Origin of the sequence: Helicobacter didelphidarum (genome assembly GCF_003364195.1) — a bacterium.
GTDB lineage: Bacteria > Campylobacterota > Campylobacteria > Campylobacterales > Helicobacteraceae > Helicobacter_A > Helicobacter_A didelphidarum.
This window is the reverse complement of sequence record NZ_NXLQ01000198.1, coordinates 1-541: the sequence shown is the minus strand read 5'-3', so window position 1 is coordinate 541 and position 541 is coordinate 1. Positions and strand designations below refer to the sequence as shown.

Genomic DNA, 541 nt, shown 5'->3' with positions numbered 1-541 from the left:
CAATGATTTTGATATTTAAAGATTTAAAAAGAGTGATAAAGTCTTGTGTTTTATTTGAATCCTTTGTATTATCATTGATTTGTTGTAACTCGTTTTTTATTAGTTGTTTAATTTCCTTATATGTTTTATAAGTAGGTAGCTTGTTGGAATCTAGTTCTTTCTCTTTTTCTTTTTCTTTGTGGTGGATATAAATACTCTTAAAAAGTCTATTTGCAAGTGTTTCCATTGCTATAATTTGGTCTATTCCTACTCCTAATGCTACAAATAAATCTGTTTTTATAGTGTCTCTTACTAACATCTCTGTTCCACGAAAGGCTAAGATATAGTTTTTGTTGTCTGTGTCATAAAATAGCGTAGCACTATATCCTGTAAGAAATGCTAAGAGTGTATCTAGTGAGGCAATATCTGGGATATGATGGACTAATTCATAGCGATTAACAAAGTTTTGAGTGCGAAGGGAGAGAGTATCGGTAGGGGAGACATTCTTAGGGTCGTTGGCTAGTGTTTTATCTTTACTTGATAAACAAGCTTTTGTGAAAGG

1 pseudogene is annotated in these 541 nt (G+C 31.8%); it reads right to left on the bottom strand.

Features of this window, described 5'->3' with window-relative positions:
- Positions 1–541, bottom strand: a pseudogene (locus CQA53_RS12985) (hypothetical protein); the annotation flags it as partial.